This window comes from Allokutzneria albata (assembly GCF_900103775.1).
Taxonomy (GTDB): domain Bacteria; phylum Actinomycetota; class Actinomycetes; order Mycobacteriales; family Pseudonocardiaceae; genus Allokutzneria; species Allokutzneria albata.
Genome location: NZ_LT629701.1, coordinates 5,479,421 through 5,499,424 on the forward strand (window position 1 = coordinate 5,479,421; position 20,004 = coordinate 5,499,424).

The following is a 20,004-nucleotide window of genomic DNA, read 5'->3' on the forward strand; positions in this document are numbered from 1 at the left end:
ATGGGCGCGCCCTACCCACCGATCGAGCCCTACGACCACGGCATGCTCGACGTCGGCGACGGGAATCGTGTCTACTGGGAGACCTGCGGGAACCCTGACGGCAAGCCCGCCGTCGTGATCCACGGCGGTCCGGGTTCCGGGTGCACGGCGAACCCACGGAAGAACTTCGACCCCGAGCGCTATCGGATAATCCTGTTCGACCAGCGCGGGTGCGGCCGAAGCCTGCCGCACGCCAGCGATCCGGCGACGGACATGAGCGTCAACACCACCGAGCACCTGATCGGTGACATGGAGAAGCTGCGCGAACACCTCGGCGTGGAGCGCTGGTTGCTCTACGGCGGTTCGTGGGGCGTGACGCTGGCGCTCGCGTACGCGCAGCGCTTCCCCGAGCGCGTGTCGGAGATGGTGCTGGTCGCGTTGAGCACGACCCGCCGCCACGAGCTGAACTGGCTCTACGGCGGGGTTCGCCGCTTCTTCCCCGAGGCGTACGAGCGCTTCCGCGACGCCGTTCCGGAGTCCGACCGCGATGGCGACCTGATCTCCGCCTACGCCCGCATGATGGAGGACCCCGACCCCGAGGTGCGCATCAAGGCCGCGCAGGAGTGGTGTCTCTGGGAGGACACCGTGCTCAGCCTGGAGCCCAACGGCTCAGCGAGCGCGTTCACGGGCCGTCCTTCGGACTCCACGCTCGCGCTGGTCCGGATCATCACGCACTACTACTCGAACGCGGGGTGGCTGGAGGAGGGCGCGCTCATCCGCGATGCCCACCGCCTCGAGGGAATCCCGGGAGTGCTGGTCCACGGCCGCCAGGACCTGAGCTGCCCGGCGGAGACGGCCTACGACCTCGCGGCCGCGTGGCCCGACGCCGAGCTGCACATCGTCGACGACGCCGGGCACAAGGGCGGCGGTGACATGCCCCAGCACCTGTTCACCGCCCTGGACCGCTTCGCCACCGCGTGACACAGCGGCGTCAGCCGGTGGTGGCCACGAGGGTCCCGTCCGAGGCGCGGACGCCGAAGCCGGCGATCTCGTCCGGCCGCAGTGCCACTGATCCCTTGAGGCGCACCGGCTTCTGACCACTACCGGCGATCCAGCTCAGCACGACGCGGGGGTCCTCGGATCTGGGGTAGGCCAGCAGCTCGCAGCGGCCCGTGGTCCCGGTCATCTCGACCTCGACGTCGACCTCCGTTCCCCAGCCGACGCCGCGCGTGGTCACGCGCAGCGTCGGCTGGCTCCGTAGAGCGGCGCCGGTCAGCGGCTGGACCGAGGGGTCCGGGCCGAGCGCCACCGCGGGAACGCCGGTCTCCAACTGCGGCTCCCGGCCCGTCAGGGTGGCGATGACCAGCAGGACCACCCCCGCTGCCATCCCGCCGAGGACGCTGAGCACCCGGCGCGGTTTCGTCGTCTCGAAGAGGCCGAGCCGACCGGCCCGGCGCAGGACCGCCGCGACCTCGACGATGTCGGCGACCTCGCCCTGGCAGGCCGCGCAGCGGATCAGGTGGCGCTCGAAGGCGTCGTTGGCCTTGTCGTCCAAGGCTCCCAGCGCGTAGGCGGCCACGTCCTCGTGCGCCGGATCGGTGCCCACGTCACTGCTTCCAGTCGCGCAGTGCCCGGCGGATGACGCGGGTCGCCTTGTGCAGCCGGGACTTCACCGTGCCGACCGGGATGCCCAGCACCTCGGCGGCCTCGCGGGCCGTGCGGCCGCACACGTAGGTCGCGTAGACGGCGGCGCGGTGCTCGGCGGAGAGCTTGCCCAGCACTTGCTCGATCACCATGGCGGACAAGGAGTGCTCCGCCTCATCCTTCGGCTCGGCGACGTCGGAGTCGGTCAGCTCGACCTCCTGCGGCCGCGCGCTGCGGTTGCGCCAGCCGTCGATCACGATCCTGCGTGCCACCGTGAACAGCCAGCCGCGCAGCATGTCCGGCTCGCGGACCAGGCTCGTCGAGTTCTGCCAGGCCCGGATCAGCGTCTCTTGGACGACGTCCTCCGACCACTGACGGTCCTGGTTGGTCAGCTGCATCACGTGCGCGAACACCATCGGTTCGAAGCGCTTGTACAGCATGACCATCAGTTCGTCGTCGTACTCGGCATGACAGTTCCCTCGCAGTGCCTTCATCGAGCACGCAACCTCCTGCAATCAACTATCACGAGCAGGTAAAACCAGCTCCTCGCGCATGCCCCGACCTCAACGAGGACCGGGAAATGGCTATCACAACGATCTTCCAAACACCACACCCAAGCGGCGTTTGCCCAGGCACGTGGGCAAGTACGCAGGTCAAGGAGATATGGTTCACAAAGGTTTTGTGATCCACGTCACCACCGGATCGAAAACCATTCCGGTCCGCCCGGACGTACTCCTGACAACGGCCCGCATTGCGCGGCCGAATTATGATCCAGGAAAGGAAAAGGATGTCCACCGATCGATTGGCGCGCGTTAACACCGCCTTAGCTGCGAAAATGCCGTCGCCGGACGCCCCCGCCCCCGGTGGTTACGGGTACTGACCGGTGCGCCTGCTCGCCCTGATCGCCCTGCTGCTCGGCTTCTGCTTGTGCGGCAATGCATTGGCGACCGCTCAGGCACTGGAGCCCAGCGACCGGGAGCTGCTGGAGAAGGTCCGGCTCGCCGGGCTCTGGGAAATCCCCACCGGCCACCAGGCCGCCGAGCGCGGCGAATCCGAGCGCGTCCGCGACGTCGGGAAGCACATCGCCGAAGACCACGTGGTGCTGGACGATGACGTGCGACGCGTCGCCGAGCAGCTCGGCGTCCCACTGCCGGACCGGCCCAACGCCGACCAACAGGCATGGATGGCCGAGATCGCCTCCAAGACCGGATCGGAATACGACCGCACCTTCGCCAACCGCCTCCGCGCCGCACACGGAACCGTGTTCGGCCTCGTCGCGAAGGTCCGGTCCGGTACCCGCAACGACGCGGTGCGGGCATTCGCCCAGCGCGCGGTGAACGCGGTTATGCGACATATGACCTTGTTGGAGAGCACCGGACTCGTCCAGGCCGATTCCCTTGCTGTACAAGCGAAAGCATCCACAACCCGCAATTCGATCTCCGCTGGGCACCTGCTCAGCAGTGTCCTTTTAGGACTGATTGCGGCCGGGCTCACGCTCGGGCTCATCAGGAACTTCAGCACATCGGAGGGCTGACATGACACGAACACGGCACCGGATGCCGAAACCCGTGCGGCTGCTGGCGATCGCGGCGAGCCTGCTCACGGTGGGCGGCACCGTGATCGGCATCAGCGTGGCGACAGCGCACGAGGGTGAACCGGTCGACCGGCGGAACTTCATCGACATCACCAAGGTGCAGGGCGTCGTTGCCGAGCCACCGGCCGGACGGAACGCCTCGCGCGGCACGTTCACCTCGGAGTGCGGACGCAACGAGAACGAGCACCGCAACCCGGACAACTTCATCGTCACACCAGGGGTTCGGAACGGAGCGCACCACACCCACGACTACGTCGGCAACCTCTCGACGAATGCCGACTCCACCAACGGGAGCCTCAGCCGCGCCGGCACCACCTGTCGCAACGGAGACAAGTCCACGTACTTCTGGCCCGTGCTCAGGCAGATCGGCAACAACAACGCACGACGGGGAGGGCAGGACAGCAACAACGCACGACGCAGCGACCAAGGCGGAGCACGAGACGGCAACGTCGGAACGATCCTGACACCGAGCCTCGTCCGCCTGGAGTTCCGGGGCAACCCGAGGGAAAAGGTCACCGCGATGCCCCGGTTCCTCCGCACGATCACCGGGGACGCGCAGGCCGCGACCAACGGCGACGAGAACGCGCGGGCCTCCTGGACCTGCACTGACGCCCCGGAAAAGCGCACAACCAAGTATCCGTTGTGCTCCACCGGTGGTCAGGTGATGCGGGTGATGGACTTCCCGAGTTGCTGGGACGGCCGCAACGTGGACAGTCAGGACCACCGCAGCCACTTGGTTTTCCCCGGGCGCAACGGTAACTGTCCACAAGGGACGCAAGCGGTGCCGCAGCTGCGCATGACGCTGACCTACGACGTCGCACCGCGACCGACGTTCGCCGTGGACAGCTTCCCGGAGCAGGAACACAACCCGATCACCGATCACGCGGATTTCGCCAACGTCATGCCGGAGCAGCTGATGGACCGCGCGGTCGCGTGCATCAACGAGGGCCGGAACTGCACGTGATCACGACGGAGGCCGCGTAACCCATGTCTGCCAACACGTTCTCGCTGGCCGCGACGGCGCGCGACGGCGGCATCCGGGAGATGGCCGCGCTGTCGGCGCATGTGGCCTACGCGCTGATGTGCCTCACGTTGTGCTGGGGAGTCCTGACCGCGACCGGCTGGGTTCGCAAGCTCACCGGACAGCAGGCCCTCCGCAGCGGTCACGTCATGCTCGCGGCGGGCACGATCGCGGCGGGTGCCACCCACGGCAGCGCGTTCCTGTTGCTCGACGAGAACGCCTTCGGCCTGATCCAGCTGACGGTTCCGTTCCTCGGTGGCGCCGCACCACGGCACTCGCTCGGGATCATCGCGCTCGAACTCATGATCGCGATCGCGATCACAGCGGGCCTGCGGCGGTGGGTGATGTACCGGAACTGGTTGCGGTTCCACCAACTCGCCTATGTCGCGCTCGGCCTCGGTGCTGTGCACTCCTGGCTCGGCGCGGTCGCCAACGGGCACCTCGCGGTGGTGTGGCTGGCCGGAGTGACGCTGCTGGTGCCCGCGATCACCCTTACCGTGCTGCGGCTCCTGCCGCCCGACCGGCTCGTCCGCATCGGGCTGATCGGCGCGACACCGATCGGGCCATCCGAAAAGGCGACTCCGATGACACGGCTGCGGGTGAGCGTGGACAACCAACGCTGCCGCCGTTATGGGATCTGCCAGGCGGAAGCGCCTCAGGTCTTCGAACTCGTCACGGACGGACGCCTGCAGTACAACCGCACCCCGGCTCCCGAGCAGGCCGGCAACGCACAGGCCGCGGCGCGTGCGTGTCCCATGCAGGCGATCCAACTCCGTGGAGCTCGACGGTGAACCGAACGGAACGAATCGTGATCGCGGGCACCGGCCTCGCGGCGCTCCGCGCCGCGGAACGGTTGCGGGAACTGGGTTTTCCCGGCGAGATCATGCTGATCGGCGCGGAGCCGCACTGGCCGTACCACCGCCCGGCGTTGTGCAAGCAACTCCTGGTCGGTGGCACGCCGAGAGATTTCCGTCTCGTCGCGTACGGGGCCCTGGACGCGGTGTGGCGGCTCGGGACCACCGTCCGCGCGCTCGACCCGAAACGCCGGGTCGTCCAACTGCCGGGCGGTGAGGAGATCCGCTACGACGGGTTGATCATCGCGACCGGGGTCGAGGCGAGGCGATTGCCGGGTGTTCCGTACGACAACCCGCGAGTCTCCCTCATGCGAACGCTGTCCGACTCCCTCGCACTGCAACGGGCGATCGGCACCGGACGAGGCCCGGTCGTGGTGGTCGGCGGTGGCTTCACCGGCTGTGAACTCGCGTCGAGCCTGCGTGAGCTCAACCGCGACGTCACCGTCGTCGCCAGGACCGCTCCCCTGCTCGGCGCGGCACTCGGGCGGGGTCTCGGCGAGCGGCTGACGGAGCTGCACCGGGCTCAGGGGGTCGACATCGCCTTCGGAGCGAAGGTGCAGCACTGGGCGTCGCAAGTGGACGGTATCGGCGTCTACCTGTCCACCGGCAAGATCATCACCGCCGCGGCCGTCGTGATCGCGGTGGGGTCGGTGCCGTGCGTCAGCTGGCTGCACGGCTCCGGGCTCGTGCTGGAGGACGGCGTGCTCTGCGATTCGAGCTGCCATGCGCTCGGCGCGGAGGACGTGGTGGCGGCGGGAGACGTCGCTCGCTGGCCCAATCTCCGCTTCGACACCACGCCCAGGCGGGTCGAACACTGGATCAACGCCGTGGAGATGGCGCGAGCCGCTGCGGAGAACCTGTTGGCGGGGAAGGAGAACTCGCGCCCTTTCACCCCGGTTCCGCGCTTCTGGTCGGAGCAGCACGGACTGCGCCTGCAGGCCGCCGGCATGCCGCACCTCGGCACGGACACCGTGACGCTCGGGCCGCCCGGCGACGGCCATCGCGGTGTCACCGGCCACGTGCGCGACGGCCGGCTGCTCGGTGTCGTCGGCGTCGACAGCCCGGTGGCGATGATCGCGTGGACCAAGGAACTGGAAAAGCAAAGCCCAGCAAAGGAAACAGTACCCAGCACCGATGTGAAGAGGAGACAATTCCAATGAGGAACAACGTGATCGCGATCGCCGTGGCAGCCGGACTGCTCGCGGCCGGGGCAGTCACCTGGCTGGGCACGGCCCAGGAAAAGCAGGCGAACCCCGAGGTCGTCGCCCAGGTTCCCGATCGGGCGGTGCGGGCTCCCGTGCTGGCGGCGGAAGGGAGCGCCGTCCCAGGCACAGGCACGAAGCTCCGCGCGGTCGAGCTGCCGAAGATGGGCAAGGCGGTGGTCGACGCGAACGGGGCGATCCTCTACCGCTTCGACAAGGACTCGGCGAAACCGCCGAAGTCCAACTGCGAGAACGACTGCGCGCAGAAGTGGCCGCCGGTGCTCACTGAGGGAACACCGAGCATCGAAGGCGCGGACAGCAAACTGGTCGGCACGGTCGCACGAGCCGACGGGTCGAAACAGGTGACGCTCGCGGGCTGGCCGCTCTACCGGTACTCCGGGGACGCCAAGCCGGGGCAGTGGAAGGGCCAGGGCGTCGGCGGGACCTGGTTCGTCGTGGCCCCGGACGGCACGAAGAACCTCAGCTGCCTGCCGACGACGACCGCGGCCCCGACCACGACCGCGGCGAGCGGCGGCTACTGACCCCCCTGGCTCCGGGCGCCCCTGCTACGTCCGGAGAAAGCGCCTTGGGGCGGCGGGATCGCACGTCCCGCCGCCCCGAGGAGGCTCACGACAGGGGCGGCAGCTCCGGCAGCGTCGCCGCGGGGGTCTCCGCGAGCGATTCCAGTGCGATGCGGATCGCCGTGTCCAGCTGCGGATCGCGGTCGTTGGCCCAGTCCTGCGGGGTCATCACGACCTCGACGTCCGGGTCGACGCCGTGGTTCTCCATGCCCCACTCCACGCCCTTGATCCACGTGGCGTAGCGGGGCTGGGTGACCAGCGTGCCGTCGACGAGGCGGTAGCGGGAGTCGATGCCCACGGTGCCGCCCCAGGTGCGCACGCCCACCACGGGCCCGACGCCCATGGCCTTGGCGGCGGCGTTGACGATGTCGCCGTCGGAGCCGGAGAACTCGTTGGCCACCACCACGACGGGGCCGCGCGGGGCGTGCAGCGGGTACGTGCGCGGGTGGAAGCCGTCGCGGCCGACCTGCCAGCCCACCACGCGCCGGGCCAGTTTTTCCACCACCAGCTGGGAAAGGTGGCCGCCGCGGTTCTCCCGGACGTCGGCGATGACCGCTTCGCGGGCCATCTCCACCCGGAGGTCCCGGTGCAGCTCCGCCCAGCCCGGCCCCATCATGTCCGGGACGTGCACGTAGCCGATCCGCCCCTCGCCCACTCTGTCCACATAGGACCTACGATCGGCCACCCACGCCTGGTAGCGCAGGGCTTCCTCGGAGCCGAGCGGTACCACGACCACGCGTCGCGACTCCCCGCCGTCACGCGGGCCGACGGTCAGCTCGATCGCGGTGTCCACGGTGCCCGCCAGCAGCGGTCCCGGTCCCACCTCGGGGTCCACCGGGCGCCCGTTCACCGCGAGCAGCGCGTCGCCCTCGCGCACCCCGACGCCCGGCGCCTCCAACGGAGAACGCGCGTCGGGCACGGAGGACTCGCCCGGCAGGATCCGGCGGATGCGCCACACCCCCGCCTCGTCGCGGGCGATGTCCGCGCCCAGCATGCCCATCCGCCGCGCCGCGGCACCGGGTCGCGCGGGCGGGCTCACGTACGCGTGCGAGGCGCCCAGCTCCGCCTGGACCTCCCAGAGCAGGTCGACGAAGTCGTCATGGCTGCCCAGCCGCTCCAGCAGCGGCTCGTACCGGTCGAGCACGCCCGCCCAGTCGACACCGCTCATGTCCGCGCGCCAGTAGTGGTCGCGCATGAGGCGACCGTTCTCGCGGAACGCCTGGCGCCACTCCGCGCCCGGGTCGATGACGACGCGCACCCGGGACAGGTCGACGTCGATCTGGTCGTCGCCCGCGTCGCCGTTGGACTTCGCCTTGCGGTCCGCGGGCAGCACGCGCAGACCACCGTTGTCGCGCACCACGATCCGCTTGCCGTCACCGCTGACCCGGTAGCCGTCCAGGTCCTCGACCAGCTCCTCGACGGAGCGCTTCTCCAGGTCGAAGTACTCCAGCACGGTCGACTGGCCGTCGACTCCGCTCGCGCCGTCCTCGTCGAGCACGCCGTTGATCGGATCGCGCAGCCACAGCAGGCCGCCCTCGGCGGCGCTCAGCTGGTAGTAGCGGGCGATCGGCACCGGGAAGCCGACCACGCGGGCGGAGAGGCCCTCGATGTCGACGGTGACCGTGACCGTGCTGTCGTCCTTCTTCCGGTCCGGCTCGTCGTCGGCGTCCGGCGTGAACGGGCGCCCGTCCAGCTGCGGCCCGAAGGGCGAGCGGGTGCCCACCGCGAGCGGGACCAGGTACGGCCGCCCGCCGTTGGCGAAGGACATGTCGAAGACGTGCTCGTCGTAGATCGGGTCGAAGTTCCGCTTCGACAGGAACGCCAGGTGCTTGCCGTCGGAGGTGAACGCCGGGGAGTAGTCGACGAAGCGCAGCGGGGTGACGTCCACAGTGGACAGATCGTCCACCCGGGCCAGCCGGATCTGGCTCAGCGGCCAGGCACCCGGGTGCGACCACGCCAGCCACTCGGAGTCCGGCGAGAAGACCGCGCCGGTCGGGTCGCCCTCCCCGCCGGAGGCCAGCTCGCGCAGGTCACCGCTGTCCACGTCGACCAGCACGAGCCTGCGGTCGTGCGTGGTGGCGGCGATGGTCCCGCCGTCCGGTGACACCGTCAGCTCCAGCACCCGGCCGAGCTGCCCGGAAGCCAGCCTGCGCGGGGACACCCCGGCGGCGCGGCCCGCGACCGGGCTGATCTCCAACGCGTCCTCGCCGTCCGCGTCGGTCACCCAGACAACGCGGTCCTCGCCGAGCGGCCGCGGCAACCGGCCGCGCACTCCCGGTTCGGCGGCCAGCGCGCGCACCGGCCCGTCCCGGTGGGTCAGCCAGTGCACTGTGCCGCGCACCTCGATCGCGCTGGCCCGGCCCGTCCGGTCGGGAACCGCGGCGCCCAGGTGCTTCCCGGTGGGCACCGGCATCGGTTGGCGGAACGGCCTCGGCCCGGTCAGCCGCACGTCGAGCTTCCTCGGCTCCGCGTCCAGGCTGTCGAGCAGCCACAGCGAGCCACCGCTCTGGTAGACCACGCGCGAGCCGTCCGTGCTGGCGTGCCTGGCGAAGAAGTCCTCGTGCGAGGAGTGCCGCCGCACGTCGGAGCCGTCCTGGGCGCACGAGTAGACGTTGCCGACGCCTTCGTGGTCGGAGATGAAGACGATCCGGCCGTCCACCCACAGCGGCCGGACGATGGAGGACCGCAGCTCCGGCAGGATGTGCGCGAACTCCCCGGTTCCGCTCGCGTCGACCCAGAGCTTGCCCGCGGTGCCGCCGCGGTAGCGCTTCCACCACGCGGGCTCCGGATTGGCCGCCGAGCTGAGCACGACCGTGCCGTCCTCGGCGATGTCGAGGCCGCTCACCGGGCCGTAGGGCAACCGGGTCGCCGGGCCACCGTCCACGGGCACGGCGCGCGCCCACGTGTGCCGGACGCTCTGTTCGCCGACCGCGCTGAGCGCGAGGACGTCGCCGTCCGCGGTCCAGCCCAGCACGTTGGTCTTGAGATTGCCCCAGTACGTCAACCGCCTGCCCAGTCCACCGGCCACCGGCACGACGTGGACCTCGGGAGCGCCGTTGAGTCTGCTGGCCCAGGCGAGCTGCTCGCCATCGGCGGAGAAACGGGGATTGGCCGCGGGGACACCGTCCGCGGTGACCCGCCAGGCCCGGCCACCGTCGAGCGGGGCCAGCCAGACGTCGTCCTCGGCGACGAAGGTCACCAGATCGGCGTGCACGTGCGGAAAGCGCAGGTACCCATCAGTCACCGCACCGACGTTAGTCCCTGCCCCCGTTACCCGGTCGTGAACGGACCCGCGCTCTCTTCACTCTTCAACAGCGACTGAAGTCCCCAATGACTCATTCAGGTACTCAGACGCACTGAATGACTCGTTCAGGTGGTTGGAGGGCGGCCGGGCCAGTGTGCGCGCCAGCCGTCGGGACCCATGGTCGCGGGGTCGAGTCCGGCGGCCCTGGCGGAGCGCTCGGCGGCGCGGACGTCCTCCGCGTAGCGCCTGGCGACCACCCGCAGCTCGTTCTCCGGGTCCTCGCCCGCGAGCTTGGCCAGCGCGGCCACCACGAACAGCGTCGCCCCGGTGCCGTCACCGTCGGGCAGCAGGTCGGCGGGGAAACCCGCGCGCGCCGTCCGCTGGGCGAGCTTGGCCGCGAGCGCCACCGCGGGCTGCCCGAGCGCCACACCGTCCACAGTGGACTCTCGGCGCTTCTCGGCCTGCTTCAGCTCCTCCCAGCGCACTTCCTGGGTCTCGGCGTCGCGGACGGCCGGGTCACCGCCCGCGAAGACGTGCGGGTGCCTGCCGACGAGCTTCGCGACGAGGTCTCCGGCGACCTCGTCGACGGAGAACGGGTCGGCGGGGTCCTCGGCGGCGACCCTGGCGTGGAAGAGCACCTGCAGCAGCACGTCACCGAGCTCTTCGCGCAGCGCCTGCCGGTCGCCGTCCTCGATGGCCTCCAGCAGCTCGTAGGTCTCCTCGACGAGGTACTGGCGGAGCGAGTCATGGGTCTGCTTGGCGTCCCACGGGCACCCACCCGGTGAGCGCAGCCGGTCCATCACCTCGGCGGCCTCGACCAGCGCCGCCCCCGCGGGCTCCGGCGTGCCGAACACGCGCGCACCCGCCTCGTGCAGCGCGGCGGCCGCCGGGTCGGTCAGCGCGGTGGCGATCAGCACGACCGGTTCGGCGGCAGCGCGGCGCAGCAGCTCGGCCGGGTCGGGCGCCGCCTCCGCTCCCGCCTCCGCCGGGGCGCCGGGGGCCGCGTAGACCGCGTTGGCGGCACGCAGGAACGGCAGCGCTGCGGCGGGCAGGACGGGGCCGAGGCGCGGGCTGAGCAGGACGACGGCGCAGCCCGCGGCGAGCGAGGACGTCACGACCGGGGCACGACGGCCTTGAGCTGGACAGCGGCCTGCTCCTGCGAGTTGGGCACGAGCTGCTTGCCCGCCGGGTCCCAGACGCCGTAGCGGGGGCTGACCCGCATGCCGATCTCGTCCGCGTAGAGCGAGGCCATGCTCAGGCCGAGAACCCGGTTCAGGGCGGCCTGGGTCGCGGCGTTGGTCTGGGCGGGGGCGCTGGTGGCGTTGGTGTCGCGCTTGTGCACGTACGCGGCGACCCACTGCGCGGTCGGCGTCGTCTGCTGCTCCATCTGACCGGACTCGTCGGCGACCGGGAAGACCACGACGGTGTCGGACGCCGTCGCGAACACCGCGCTCTGCGCGAGCTTGGGGCTGGCCTGCGAGAAGGTGAACCGCTCGCCCGAGCTGGCCTGGCCGCCCTTGGCCTTCTCGTCCTTGACCAGCCGCTCGGAGGCCTCGGGGCCCTTGGCCATCTGCTTCGCCTTCGCCATGGCCTCGGCGCGCTCGCCGGTCACGACGATGTCGGCGACGACGGCGGTCCGGTTCGCGTACTTCTTCCCGATCGCGCCCGCCAGCAGTTCGGAGCGCAGCACCTCGCGCACGCTCTGCCGGTCGTAGGCCGGGTGGGTCCCCCGCTGGATCGCCTCCTCGGTGACCCCGGCGGCGGCGGTGTCGACCTCGGCGTCCTCGACCCGGATGCCCTCGCGCTGGGCGAGCCGCTCCAGCAGTTCGAGCCGGATCATCATCGAGAGCAGGCCGCGCCCGCCCAGGTCCAGCCGGTTCTGCGCCTGCTGCCGCAGGTACTTCGGGTCCTGGGCGGCAAGGGCGGCGTCGAGCCGGTGCTGCACCTCGGCGACGGAGACGACCTTGTCGCCGATGATCGCGGCGGCGTTGGGCTGCCCGGCTCCGGTGCTGCACCCGGTGAGCAGGAGACCGGTGGTGGCCGCCAGCGCGGCGACCAGGCGGGAGGAACGGCTGATGGCCTTCACGGTGTCGTACCTTCTCACGATCGGGGTGACAGGGGGACCCAAGGGTTGCCCAAGCATCGAATAATGCCTGGTCACACGCTTGCGGGCTGGGGTGAGGGGGCGACGGACCCCAGGAACTCGGCGCACCAGTCCAGCAGCTCGCGGTCGCGCAGCAGCGGGGCCCCGATCCGCCCGCCCGCCGCGCCCTCGGTGGGCCGCGGCACGGAGACCGTCTTCACGGCGGGCTTGTGCACGGCCTTGGGGTACAACCGCTTGAGCCGGACGGTCTGCGAGTCGCGCAGCTCCATCGGCGCGAACCGGAGGGTGCTGCCCTGCACGGCCACCTCGGTGATGCCGTGGCGGCGGCAGACCTGGCGGAAGGCGGCGACGGCCAGCAGGTGCTCGACGGGCTCGGGCAGCTGGCCGTAGCGGTCGGTCAGCTCCTCGCGCACCGCGTCCAGCGCGGCGGCGTCCCCGGCCGCGGCGATCTTGCGGTAGGCCTCCAGCCGCAGTCGCTCCCCCGGCACGTAGTCGTGCGGGATGTGCGCGTCGACGGGCAGTTCGACCCGGACGTCGGCCAGCTCCTCGTCCTCCTCGCCGGTGCTCGCGCCCGCGTGCTTGCGGAAGGCGTCCACGGCCTCACCCACGAGCCGGACGTAGAGGTCGAAGCCGACGCCCGCGATGTGCCCGGACTGCTCGGCGCCGAGGATGTTGCCGGCGCCGCGGATCTCCAGGTCCTTCATGGCCACGGCCATGCCGGCGCCGAGTTCGGAGTTCTGCGCGATGGTGGCGAGCCGGTCGTGTGCCTGCTCGGTGAGCGGTTTCTCCGGCGGGTAGAGGAAGTAGGCGTAGCCGCGTTCGCGGCCGCGGCCGACGCGCCCGCGCAGCTGGTGCAGCTGGGACAGGCCGAGCATGTCGCCGCGCTCGACGATGAGCGTGTTGGCGTTGGAGATGTCCAGGCCGGTCTCGACGATCGTGGTGCAGACCAGGACGTCGTACTCGTTCTCCCAGAAGCCCTCGATGATCTTTTCGAGGCGGTCCTCGTTCATCTGGCCGTGCGCGGTGACCACGCGGGCCTCGGGCACCAGTTCGCGGATGCGGCGCGCGGCCTTCTCGATCGAGCTGACCCGGTTGTGCACGTAGAAGACCTGGCCGTCGCGGAGCAGCTCGCGCCGGATGGCGGCGGCGACCTGCTTGTCGTCGTAGGCGCCGACGTAGGTCAGCACCGGGTGCCGCTCCTCGGGCGGGGTGAGGATGGTGGACATCTCGCGGATGCCGGCGAGGCTCATCTCCAGGGTGCGCGGGATCGGCGTCGCCGACATGGTCAGCACGTCGACGTGGGTGCGCAGCGCCTTGATGTGCTCCTTGTGCTCGACGCCGAAGCGCTGTTCCTCGTCGACGATCACCAGGCCGAGGTCCTTGTAGCGCAGTCCGGTCTGCAGCAGCCGGTGCGTTCCGATGACCACGTCCACGTCGCCGTCGGCGAGTCCGGCGATGACCTGCTCCGCCTCAGCCGGGTCGGTGAACCGGGACAGGCCCTTGACCACGACGGGGAAGGCGCGCATCCGCTCGGTGAAGGTGTTGAGGTGCTGCTGCGCCAGCAGGGTGGTGGGCACCAGCACGACGACCTGCTTGCCGTCCTGCACCGCCTTGAAGGCCGCGCGCACCGCGATCTCGGTCTTGCCGTAGCCGACGTCACCGCAGATCACCCGGTCCATCGGGACCGGCTTCTCCATGTCCGCCTTGACCTCTTCGATCGCGCCCATCTGGTCGGCGGTCTCGACGTAGGCGAAGGCGTCCTCCAGCTCCCGCTGCCAGGGCGTGTCCTTGCCGAAGGCGTGCCCCGGGGCGGACTGGCGGGCCGCGTAGAGCTGGACCAGTTCGGCCGCGATCTGCTTGACCGCCTTGCGCGCCTTGGCTTTGGTGTTCTTCCAGTCGGCGCCGCCGAGCTTGTTCAGCGTGGGCAGCTCGCCGCCGACGTAGCGGGAGACCTCGTCGAGCTGGTCGGTCGGGACGAACAGCCGGTCGCCGGGCTGGCCGCGCTTGCTGGAGGCGTACTCCAGCACCAGGTACTCCCGGGTGGCTCCGGCCACGGTGCGCTGGACCATCTCGATGTAGCGGCCGATGCCGTGCTGTTCGTGCACGACGTAGTCGCCGGTCTTGAGCGCGAGCGGGTCGACGGCGTTGCGGCGCTTGGACGGCATCCGCCGCATGTCCTTTGTGGACGTTCCGCCGCGGCCGCCGGTGAGGTCGGTCTCGGTGAGCACGACCAGTGCCACGTCCGGTACGGCGAAGCCGTCCTCCATGCCGCCGCAGGCGACGGTGACGACCCCGGCGGCGGGCGGCTCGCCGAGCCCGTCCTGGGCGTGCACCGCGGGCACTTCGGCGTCGCGGAGCTGTTCGCAGGCGCGCTGCGCGGTTCCGGCTCCGGGGACCACGAGCACCGCGGCTCCGCCCGCCGCGGTGTGCGCGCGCAGGTCGGCGAAGGCCCGGTCCAGTTCGCCGTGGTAGGCGTCGACGGGTTTGAGGCCGAGCCGGATCGCGCCGGTGGCCGGGCCGGAGGAGAACTGGCTCAGCGTCCACCAGGGCCTGCCGCTGGCCCTGGCGTGGTCGGCGATCTCGCCGAGGGCGCGGTAGGCGGTGGCGCCGAGGTCGATCGGCGCGGACCCGCCGCCCGCCGCCGCCATCCACGAGGCTTCCAGGAACTCCTGGCCGGTGCGGACGAGGTCGTGGGCGCGGGTGCGGATCTTCTCCGGGTCGGCGAGCAGGACGTGGGTGCCTTCGGGGACCACGTCGGTGAGCAGCTGCAGTTCGCCCGGCAGCAGCGCGGGGATCAGCGCTTCCATGCCCTCGCAGGGGATGCCCTGGGCGAGCTTGGTGAGCATCTCGGCGAGGTGCGCGTCGCCCGCGTGCTGTTCGGCGAGCTTCTCGGCGCGTTCGCGGACCGGCGCGGTCAGCAGCAGTTCGCGGCAGGGCGGCGCGTGCAGCTCGGTCAGCTCGTCGGGCAGGGATCGCTGGTCGGCGACGGAGAACGCGCGGATCTCGGAGACCTCGTCGCCCCAGAACTCCACGCGCACGGGGTGTTCGGCGGTGGGCGGGAAGACGTCCAGGATGCCGCCGCGCACGGCGAACTCGCCGCGCTTCTCGACGAGGTCGACGCGGGCGTAGGCGAGGTCGACGAGCCGTTCGACGAGTTCGGCGAAGTCGTGTTCGGCGCCGATCCGCAGCCGCACGGGTTCGAGGTCGCCGAGGCCGGGCGCCATCGGCTGGATGAGGCTGCGCACGGTCGCCACGACGACCTTGATCGGCGTGGTCTCCTCGGGGTGGGCGAGGCGGCGCAGCACGGTGAGGCGTTTGCCGACGGTGTCCGCGCGCGGGGAGAGGCGTTCGTGCGGCAGCGTCTCCCAGGACGGCAGCGATGCCACGACGTCGGGGCCGAGGAGGTCGCCGAGGGTCGTGGTGAGCTCGTCGGCTTCGCGCCCGGTGGCGGTGACGACGAGCACGGTGCTCTTGGTGGCGAGGGTCGCGGCGACCAGTGCCCTGGCGGCGGGCGGTCCCTCCAGCTCCACCGAGGTCGTCCCGGCGGCGTCGGCGACCGCACGCAGCGCCTCCGCCCTGCCGAGAGTGCTGAGCAGGCCGGACAACGATGCCGCCATCGTGACGTTCCCTCCGTATTGCCGAGTGCACCCCGAGACTACGTCGTGGGTCCGACGGTGGCTCGCCGCGCCCGTTCAGCCGGCGTCGAGGGCGTCCAGCACGGCCTGTGCCCGCTCCCTGGCCTTGTTGTCGAGGTCGCCGTTGGGCAGGACGTGCAGGACGTCTCGTTCGACCGCGGCGAGGATCCGCTCGGCGGCGACGTCCGCGTCGATCATGGTGTCGGCCGCGGTGCGCAGTCCAGCGATTAGTTCGTCCATCGCAGCCTGGTCGGGGAGGCTGTCGCGGACCATGCGGTAGTGCTCGGAGTCGGGTTCGGCGTGGGGCAGGGCGAAGACCCCCGCGGCCATCGGGGTGTTGACGAAGCCGGGGCAGACGACGCTCACGCCGACGCCGGTGTGCCCGCGCGAGCGCAGTTCCAGGAGCAGGGTCTCCGAGAGCGCGACGACGGCGTGCTTGCTGGGCCCGTAGGCGCTCTGCAGCGGGGCTCCGCTCAGCCCGGCCAGCGAGGCGGTGTTGATCACGTGCCCGCGTCCGGCCTCGATCATCTCCGGCACGAACGCGCGGATCCCGTTCATCACGCCGAAGACGTTGACGTCGAAGGTCCGCCGCCACTCCTCGTCGGTGCTCTCCCAGAGCATCTTGCCGCCGTAGCCGACGCCCGCGTTGTTGAACAGGAGGTCCACGCGCCCGATCCCGCTGGCCGCTCCGCTGACGTAGGCGACCTGTCCAGCCTCGATGATCACGCGCTCCCCCTCCACTCCCCTGCGGCCGGGCCGCACTTCCCAGCCCTCATCAACCCCCCACCCTCCCGGGGGGCGACCCCACGCCCAGCCTACCGATCACAGCCCCCGCGAAACCGGTGATCAGCGCACCTGTGGACAACACCCGTCGATGTGGACAAACAGCCGCACCAACGCGCGTTGAGCACGACCGAGGTGGGTTCTCACGGCGGTTGTACGTGAACAGGGCGACCATGGGGGCGTGACCAAGCGCAGCGTTGCGGTTGTTGCAGTCCTGGCGCTCGCAGCCGGGTGTTCCGGGCAGGGCTCGCCCCAGCCGCAGGGGAACGCGCCCGCGGCCGGTCGGGCGCCGACGCTCAACGTCGAGGTGGTCACGGCCGGGCTGACGCACGGGTGGGACGTGGGTTTCCTCCCCGACGGCAAGGCGCTCGTCACCCAGCGGCCGGGAAAGCTGACGCTGCTGTCGAGCACCAGGCCCGGCGCGACCGCGACGGCGGTGCAGGCGGACTTCGCCGACCTGTTCGCGCGGAGCGAGGGCGGGTTGATGGGCCTCCTCGTGCACCCGGCGTTCGCCACCAACCGGCGGTTCGTGACGTGCCAGACCACGCAGGCGGACACGCGCCTGGTGAACTGGCGGTTGTCGGAGGACGGGACGCGGGCGGAGCGGACCGGGAACCTGCTGACCGGGATCCCGGTCAGCAGCGGGCGGCATTCCGGGTGCCGGATGGAGCTGGCCAACGACGGCTCGCTGCTCGTCGGCACCGGGGACGCCGCGCGGGCGGCCTCGGCCCAGGACCGCAACGGCTTGGGCGGCAAGGTGTTGCGGCTCGACCTGGAAACCGGCGGGCCCGCGCCCGGCAACCCGTTCGCGGGCTCGGCGGACCCCCAGGAACGTCTATTGTGGACATACGGGCACCGCAACGTGCAGGGCCTCGCCAAGCGGCCGGGGACCGACCAGGTCTTCGCCGCCGAGCACGGGCCGGACGTCGATGACGAGGTCAACCTGCTGCGGCCAGGCGGAAACTACGGGTGGGACCCCTCGCGCGGGGGCACGGTCGGCGGGTATGACGAGGACGTGCCGATGACAGACCTGCGGCGGTTCCCCGACGCGGTCGCCGCCACGTGGAGTTCGGGCTCGCCGACCGAAGCCTTGTGCGGCGCCGCGTTCCTGTCCGGGCTGAACTGGGGCGACCTGGACGGCACGCTCGCCGTGACCGCGCTCAAGGGCAGCAAGCTGATGCTGTTCACCCTCGACCCGGCCGGGGCGGTGCGCCAGGTCGCGACGCCCGCGGAGCTCAACGACACGCACGGCAGGCTCCGCGGCGCCCGACCGGGGCCGGACGGGGCGCTGTACGTGACGACATCCAACGGCGACGACGACAAGTTGCTCCGGATCAGCCGGTGAGCACGGGGCGCTGGCTCGACCTGCTGACCGGCGGCAAGGACGCCGATCCCGGGGATCCGCTGATCGCGGCCGCCATCGAGCGCGCCGAGTCCCGCGCCCGCACCCTTCTGTCCACTATGGACAGATCGCCCGGCAGGACGTCGCTGTGGCCGGACCTCGCGGGACCGGGGGCCGAGCACACCACCGCGGCGCTGTCCCGGCTGCGCGCGATGGCCCTGTCCGCGAGCACCAAGGACGTGGTGGCCGAAGCGCTCGAATGGACAGCGCGCCACCGCTACCGGGAGGACATGGACGAGGTCGGCAACTGGTGGGAGTGGGAGATCGGCATTCCCAACCTCCTGCTGGACACCCTCGCGCTGACCCGAGCGCGCATTCCCGCGCTGCTCAGGGCCGTTCGCCGCTTCGTCCCCGACCCGACGCGACGAACGGCCAACCCCGCCGAGGAGGAGACCGGAGCGAACCGGGCGGACAAGGCCTACATCCACCTCCGGCGCGGACTGCTCAGCGACGACACCAAGCTCATCGCCGAGGCACGTCGCGCGCTCGACAAGGTCTACGAGTACGTGATCACCGGCGACGGCTTCTACCGCGACGGTTCCTTCGTCCAGCACCAACGGCACGCCTACACCGGCACGTACGGCGTCGTCCTGCTCGGCAGCGTGGCGAGAACCCTCGCCGTGCTCGGTGATCCGGTTCCGGAGACGGTCAGGCGGTGGGTGTTCGACAGCTTCGAGCCGATCACCTTCCGAGGCCAGGTGATGTCGTTCGTCCGTGGCCGCTCGATCACCAGGAGCACCGACGACCACGCCTGGGGACGCCAGCTCGTCAGCGCCCTCACCTTGTTGCGCACCAAGGAGATCGGCCCGCTCATCGGCAGCCTCGTGCAGTCCGGGACCTACGAGCGGACCGCGAGCGCGGGCGAGATCGTCCTGCTCCGCAAGGCCGTGGCGCCGCCCTCGGAACCGAAGACCTCCCACCACACGTTCGCCGACATGGATCGCGTGGTGCACCACCGCGGCGACTGGGTGTTCGCGGTCTCCGCGCGCAGCAACAGGATCAACGGCTACGAGTCGGGCAACGGCGAGAACCTGCGCGGCTGGTACACCGGCGAGGGCATGACCTACCTCTACAACGACGACGTCCAGCACTACTCCGGTGACTTCTGGTCCACAGTGGACATGTACCGGTTGCCGGGGACGACGACCGCGACCGCGACGACGCATCCCCGGACGCCGGCGGACAACCTGTGGTTCGGCGGCTTCCAGGGGCCGGACGCATGGGTCGGCGGAGTCACCGCGGACCGCGACACCGGCAGTTTCGGGATGCGCTTCACCGCAGGCCCCGACCAGCTCGACAACGGTCGGCCCGGAGCGCCGAACTCGTTGCGCGGCACCAAGTCCTGGTTCATGTTCGGTGACGAGATCGTCGCGCTGGGCGCGGGCGTCTCCAGCGAGGACGGCGACATCATCACGACGGTGGAGAACCGCAGGACGCCCGCCGCCTTCACCACCGGCCCGGGCTGGGCCCACCTCGCCGGTGTCGGCGGCTACCTCTTCCCGGCGGGCGGTGACATCCGCACCGAGACGGGCGAGTACGCCGTTCTGCTCTTCGACCACGGCCGCAACCCGCGGTCGAGCACCTACCAGTACGTGCTGCTCCCCGGCTGCACCGCGACCGAAACGGCCGAGCACGCCAGGAACCCCAGGTCGGTCGTGCTCCGCAACACCGCGCGGATCCAGGCGGTGCGGCACGGCGACGTCCTCGCGGTGAACTTCTACGAGTCCGGCGCCGTCGAGGACCTGACCGCGGAGAACCCGGCGGCAGTCGTGTTCAGTCGGCGCGCACTGGCGGTCTCCGACCCGACGCGCTCGCAGGAACCGTTGGTGCTGAACGTAGCTCGCCCGGATCTGCGGGTGTCGGCGGCCGATCCCGGGGTGCTGGTGACCAAGCTGCCGCGAGGGCTGCGCATCACGATCGACGCGGCGGCCGGGAAGACCTATCGCGTGCGCTTCGGGTGA

At 70.8% G+C, this 20,004-nt stretch carries 15 protein-coding genes; 8 read left to right on the forward strand and 7 right to left on the reverse strand.

Annotated elements, in window-relative coordinates; all coding sequences use genetic code 11:
* Complete coding sequence (gene pip, locus BLT28_RS24545; RefSeq protein WP_030427546.1) at positions 1-960, forward strand: prolyl aminopeptidase; 960 nt, start codon at positions 1-3, stop codon at positions 958-960.
* A gap of 10 nt (positions 961-970) precedes the next feature.
* Here the strand turns inward: pip and BLT28_RS24550 are convergent, their stop codons facing one another.
* The gene (locus tag BLT28_RS24550) at positions 971-1,585 is read right to left on the reverse strand and encodes an anti-sigma factor family protein (RefSeq protein WP_030427545.1); all 615 of its coding nucleotides are present in this window, start codon (positions 1,583-1,585) and stop codon (positions 971-973) included.
* A gap of 1 nt (position 1,586) precedes the next feature.
* Positions 1,587-2,117 carry a sigma-70 family RNA polymerase sigma factor gene (locus tag BLT28_RS24555; RefSeq protein WP_052406907.1) on the reverse strand — a complete coding sequence of 177 codons (531 nt, stop codon included), beginning with the start codon at positions 2,115-2,117 and terminating at the stop codon, positions 1,587-1,589.
* Between the two features lie 389 nt (positions 2,118-2,506).
* Between BLT28_RS24555 and BLT28_RS24560 the strand changes: the two genes are divergently transcribed.
* From BLT28_RS24560 to BLT28_RS41440, 5 genes are read left to right on the forward strand one after another with little or no spacing between them, the layout of a single operon-like run.
* Complete coding sequence (locus BLT28_RS24560; protein ID WP_030427543.1) at positions 2,507-3,157, forward strand: DUF4142 domain-containing protein; 651 nt, start codon at positions 2,507-2,509, stop codon at positions 3,155-3,157.
* A 1-nt stretch (position 3,158) separates the two neighbouring features.
* On the forward strand, positions 3,159-4,181 hold the full coding sequence (locus BLT28_RS24565; RefSeq protein ID WP_030427542.1) for a DUF1996 domain-containing protein: 1,023 nt from the start codon (positions 3,159-3,161) through the stop codon (positions 4,179-4,181).
* A gap of 23 nt (positions 4,182-4,204) precedes the next feature.
* Positions 4,205-5,029 (forward strand): ferredoxin, encoded by an 825-nt coding sequence (locus BLT28_RS24570; RefSeq protein WP_030427541.1) that lies wholly within the window; start codon positions 4,205-4,207, stop codon positions 5,027-5,029.
* The gene (locus tag BLT28_RS24575) at positions 5,026-6,252 is read left to right on the forward strand and encodes an NAD(P)/FAD-dependent oxidoreductase (protein WP_030427540.1); all 1,227 of its coding nucleotides are present in this window, start codon (positions 5,026-5,028) and stop codon (positions 6,250-6,252) included. The genes BLT28_RS24570 and BLT28_RS24575 overlap by 4 nt, the downstream gene beginning before the upstream one ends.
* Positions 6,249-6,836, forward strand: coding sequence for a hypothetical protein (locus BLT28_RS41440; RefSeq protein ID WP_052406906.1), 588 nt, complete (start codon positions 6,249-6,251; stop codon positions 6,834-6,836). The genes BLT28_RS24575 and BLT28_RS41440 overlap by 4 nt, the downstream gene beginning before the upstream one ends.
* A gap of 85 nt (positions 6,837-6,921) precedes the next feature.
* On the opposite strand, the gene BLT28_RS24585 is transcribed toward BLT28_RS41440, so the two are convergent.
* From BLT28_RS24585 to BLT28_RS24605, 5 genes are all read right to left on the reverse strand, one after another.
* On the reverse strand, positions 6,922-10,119 hold the full coding sequence (locus BLT28_RS24585) for a S41 family peptidase (protein ID WP_030427538.1): 3,198 nt from the start codon (positions 10,117-10,119) through the stop codon (positions 6,922-6,924).
* A gap of 125 nt (positions 10,120-10,244) precedes the next feature.
* Entirely contained in the window at positions 10,245-11,234 is a 990-nt protein-coding gene (locus BLT28_RS24590; RefSeq protein ID WP_030427537.1) for a MazG family protein, read from the reverse strand.
* Positions 11,231-12,223 carry a SurA N-terminal domain-containing protein gene (locus tag BLT28_RS24595; RefSeq protein ID WP_231950406.1) on the reverse strand — a complete coding sequence of 331 codons (993 nt, stop codon included), beginning with the start codon at positions 12,221-12,223 and terminating at the stop codon, positions 11,231-11,233. The genes BLT28_RS24590 and BLT28_RS24595 overlap by 4 nt, the downstream gene beginning before the upstream one ends.
* 53 nt (positions 12,224-12,276) lie before the next feature.
* Positions 12,277-15,840 (reverse strand): transcription-repair coupling factor, encoded by a 3,564-nt coding sequence (gene mfd / locus BLT28_RS24600; protein WP_030427535.1) that lies wholly within the window; start codon positions 15,838-15,840, stop codon positions 12,277-12,279.
* Positions 15,841-15,915: 75 nt separating this feature from the next.
* Positions 15,916-16,584 (reverse strand): SDR family oxidoreductase, encoded by a 669-nt coding sequence (locus BLT28_RS24605; protein ID WP_162184796.1) that lies wholly within the window; start codon positions 16,582-16,584, stop codon positions 15,916-15,918.
* A gap of 238 nt (positions 16,585-16,822) precedes the next feature.
* Between BLT28_RS24605 and BLT28_RS24610 the strand changes: the two genes are divergently transcribed.
* Both BLT28_RS24610 and BLT28_RS24615 read left to right on the forward strand, forming a co-directional pair.
* A complete protein-coding gene (locus tag BLT28_RS24610; protein ID WP_030427533.1) occupies positions 16,823-17,986 on the forward strand; it encodes a PQQ-dependent sugar dehydrogenase in 1,164 nt (387 codons plus the stop codon).
* A complete protein-coding gene (locus BLT28_RS24615) occupies positions 17,983-20,004 on the forward strand; it encodes a polysaccharide lyase 8 family protein (RefSeq protein WP_030427532.1) in 2,022 nt (673 codons plus the stop codon). The genes BLT28_RS24610 and BLT28_RS24615 overlap by 4 nt, the downstream gene beginning before the upstream one ends.